Origin of the sequence: Lysinibacillus sp. Bpr_S20 (assembly GCF_023337835.1) — a bacterium.
Classification (GTDB): Bacteria; Bacillota; Bacilli; order Bacillales_A; family Planococcaceae; genus Lysinibacillus.
In genome coordinates, this window is sequence record NZ_JALNLQ010000026.1 from 1 (window position 1) to 2,447 (window position 2,447).

The 2,447-nt window shown below is 52.8% G+C and carries 1 rRNA gene; it reads right to left on the reverse strand.

The window, feature by feature from the left end:
• Positions 1–2 precede the first annotated feature (2 nt).
• Positions 3–2,447 (reverse strand): 23S ribosomal RNA (locus tag MWJ95_RS24290); the annotation flags it as partial.

Here is a 2,447-nt window from a genome sequence, read left to right on the forward strand (position 1 = left end):
TTTTGGTTAAGTCCTCGATCGATTAGTATTCGTCAGCTCCATGTGTCACCACACTTCCACCTCGAACCTATCTACCTCATCGTCTTTGAGGGATCTTACTTACTTGCGTAATGGGAAATCTCATCTTGAGGGGGGCTTCATGCTTAGATGCTTTCAGCACTTATCCCGTCCACACATAGCTACCCAGCGATGCCTTTGGCAAGACAACTGGTACACCAGCGGTGTGTCCATCCCGGTCCTCTCGTACTAAGGACAGCTCCTCTCAAATTTCCTACGCCCACGACGGATAGGGACCGAACTGTCTCACGACGTTCTGAACCCAGCTCGCGTACCGCTTTAATGGGCGAACAGCCCAACCCTTGGGACCGACTACAGCCCCAGGATGCGATGAGCCGACATCGAGGTGCCAAACCTCCCCGTCGATGTGGACTCTTGGGGGAGATAAGCCTGTTATCCCCGGGGTAGCTTTTATCCGTTGAGCGATGGCCCTTCCATGCGGAACCACCGGATCACTAAGCCCGTCTTTCGACCCTGCTCGACTTGTAGGTCTCGCAGTCAAGCTCCCTTGTGCCTTTACACTCTACGAATGATTTCCAACCATTCTGAGGGAACCTTTGGGCGCCTCCGTTACCTTTTAGGAGGCGACCGCCCCAGTCAAACTGTCCGCCTGACACTGTCTCCTGCCCCGCTAAGGGGCATGGGTTAGAATTTCAATACAACCAGGGTAGTATCCCACCGACGCCTCCTTCGAAGCTGGCGCTCCGAGATCTCTGGCTCCTACCTATCCTGTACAAGTTGTACCAAAATTCAATATCAGGCTACAGTAAAGCTCCACGGGGTCTTTCCGTCCTGTCGCGGGTAACCTGCATCTTCACAGGTACTATAATTTCACCGAGTCTCTCGTTGAGACAGTGCCCAGATCGTTACGCCTTTCGTGCGGGTCGGAACTTACCCGACAAGGAATTTCGCTACCTTAGGACCGTTATAGTTACGGCCGCCGTTTACTGGGGCTTCAATTCGCAGCTTCGCTTGCGCTAACCACTCCTCTTAACCTTCCAGCACCGGGCAGGCGTCAGCCCCTATACGTCACCTTACGGTTTTGCAGAGACCTGTGTTTTTGCTAAACAGTCGCCTGGGCCTATTCACTGCGGCTCTCATGCGCTTGCACGCTCAAGAGCACCCCTTCTCCCGAAGTTACGGGGTCATTTTGCCGAGTTCCTTAACGAGAGTTCTCTCGCACACCTTAGGATTCTCTCCTCGACTACCTGTGTCGGTTTGCGGTACGGGCACCTCTCACCTCGATAGAGGCTTTTCTTGGCAGTGTGAAATCAGGAACTTCGTCCATACGGACTCGCCATCACAGCTCAACGTTACAGTGTGCGGATTTGCCTACACACACGCCTTACTGCTTGGACGCGCATATCCAACAGCGCGCTTACCCTATCCTACTGCGTCCCCCCATTTCTCAAACGGTGAGGAGGTGGTACAGGAATATCAACCTGTTGTCCATCGCCTACGCCTGTCGGCCTCGGCTTAGGTCCCGACTAACCCTGAGCGGACGAGCCTTCCTCAGGAAACCTTAGTCATACGGTGGACGGGATTCTCACCCGTCTTTCGCTACTCATACCGGCATTCTCACTTCTAAGCGCTCCACCAGTCCTTCCGATCTGACTTCAACGCACTTAGAACGCTCTCCTACCACTGACATCGTAGATGTCAATCCACAGCTTCGGTGAATCGTTTAGCCCCGATACATTTTCGGCGCAGCGTCACTCGACCAGTGAGCTATTACGCACTCTTTAAATGATGGCTGCTTCTAAGCCAACATCCTGGTTGTCTGTGCAACGCCACATCCTTTTCCACTTAACGATTACTTTGGGACCTTAGCTGGTGGTCTGGGCTGTTTCCCTTTTGACTACGGATCTTATCACTCGCAGTCTGACTCCCGTGTATAAATATCTGGCATTCGGAGTTTGTCTGAATTCGGTAAACCGGGATGGCCCCCTAGTCCAAACAGTGCTCTACCTCCAGTATTCTCATCACGAGGCTAGCCCTAAAGCTATTTCGGAGAGAACCAGCTATCTCCAAGTTCGATTGGAATTTCTCCGCTACCCACACCTCATCCCCGCACTTTTCAACGTGCGTGGGTTCGGGCCTCCAGTAAGTGTTACCTCACCTTCACCCTGGACATGGGTAGATCACCTGGTTTCGGGTCTACGACCACGTACTATTTCGCCCTATTCAGACTCGCTTTCGCTGCGGCTCCGCCTTCTAAAGCTTAACCTCGCACGTAATCGTAACTCGCCGGTTCATTCTACAAAAGGCACGCTATCACCCATTAACGGGCTCTAACTACTTGTAGGCACACGGTTTCAGGATCTCTTTCACTCCCCTCCCGGGGTGCTTTTCACCTTTCCCTCACGGTACTGGTTCACTATCGGTCACTA